General features: G+C 51.9%; 3 protein-coding genes. All 3 read right to left on the bottom strand.

Annotated features, from left to right (window positions below; translation table 11 throughout):
* Positions 1-18: 18 nt before the first annotated feature.
* From PSI23_RS21515 to PSI23_RS21525, 3 genes are read right to left on the bottom strand one after another with little or no spacing between them, the layout of a single operon-like run.
* Entirely contained in the window at positions 19-195 is a 177-nt protein-coding gene (locus PSI23_RS21515; RefSeq protein WP_273556983.1) for a hypothetical protein, read from the bottom strand.
* Positions 185-631, bottom strand: coding sequence for an antirestriction protein (locus PSI23_RS21520; RefSeq protein ID WP_306309664.1), 447 nt, complete (start codon positions 629-631; stop codon positions 185-187). The genes PSI23_RS21515 and PSI23_RS21520 overlap by 11 nt, the downstream gene beginning before the upstream one ends.
* Complete coding sequence (locus PSI23_RS21525; RefSeq protein ID WP_273556985.1) at positions 582-788, bottom strand: hypothetical protein; 207 nt, start codon at positions 786-788, stop codon at positions 582-584. The genes PSI23_RS21520 and PSI23_RS21525 overlap by 50 nt, the downstream gene beginning before the upstream one ends.
* Between the last annotated feature and the right edge of the window lie 250 nt (positions 789-1038).

The raw sequence follows: 1038 nt of genomic DNA on the forward strand, positions 1-1038 counted from the left end.
CTGTGGGTATCATATACGTCAGTGATTCAGACACGTTCCGGCTGCTCCACTGCGCAGGACGATATTCACCACACAACTCTGTGAGGCAGTATTCGCCAGCAGGAAACCCAGAAACAACCGTTCCAGCGGGGTTTTGTCGGGAAACACGACCGACAGTGCAAGACTGTCCAGCATAATCAGTTCATTACTTGGCATCTCGTTCTCCCTTTAAGCCCAGAGCCGCCCGGATACACTGAGCCTGAGGATGTTGCCACGCATATTCACGCAGGGCGCAAAACCGCTCAGCGTACCCGTCCAGCTTCATCAGGGCCGTCAGATAACCCAATACACTCAGGGTCACCATCAGCCCAAAGGCATCAGCGGAGACTTCGCCTTTAAAGTCAGTCGTATCCACGTTGACCACAAACGAATCCGACCGTGCCGACACGATATAGGCGATGCTGTCTGACACTTTCCGGTACCGCCATCGGTCACACCGGTCATCGTCACAAAGCCCGGCAGCGGCTTTAATGAACGTGTGCTCCAGCAACATCAGTTCCAGTGAACCGGTGTGCGGAAAAATTTCAGCAAAAGGGGATAATTCAGCCGCGGACACAGTGTGCACCGTGGCCGGGGTGGTATTTTGTTGCATGGTATTCTCCTGATAAAACAACGGGGAACACCTGACCCAATGGGAAACGTGTTCCCCGTTGGGTGACTGGCCTGTTGGCCATGATGGATGAGATTAAGAAACCTTCATCGTCATCAGACTGACGATATCTGCTTCCAAAGGTGCGCAGATGTACCACACGGTTGTGTACTCCCTTGCAGGCTACAGGAGTGTTGCTGTCGCTGCCCGAAGGTGATCCTTACAAGCGACCGGATCATCGATAAGTCTGACTACGCTAATAAACGAAAATCATCAGGTCAATGGGTAATTCATTTCCCAGGACAAAAAATAATGTCAGGAGCACGACGGGATTTTGGGGGAGTCAGGGAGAGGCTGTCAATACGAGGTGACCCGTTCTGGTCGTTTGTCTAAATCATTTATGCCCCAAA

It is taken from the genome of Xenorhabdus yunnanensis (assembly GCF_028598805.1).
GTDB classification, from domain to species: domain Bacteria; phylum Pseudomonadota; class Gammaproteobacteria; order Enterobacterales; family Enterobacteriaceae; genus Xenorhabdus; species Xenorhabdus yunnanensis.

What these genes read in the sequence shown, in the direction of transcription:
- PSI23_RS21515 (WP_273556983.1), bottom strand. Translation starts at nt 195, where the DNA reads ATGCCAAGTAATGAACTGATTATGCTGGACAGTCTTGCACTGTCGGTC.
- PSI23_RS21520 (WP_306309664.1), bottom strand. Translation starts at nt 631, where the DNA reads ATGCAACAAAATACCACCCCGGCCACGGTGCACACTGTGTCCGCGGCT.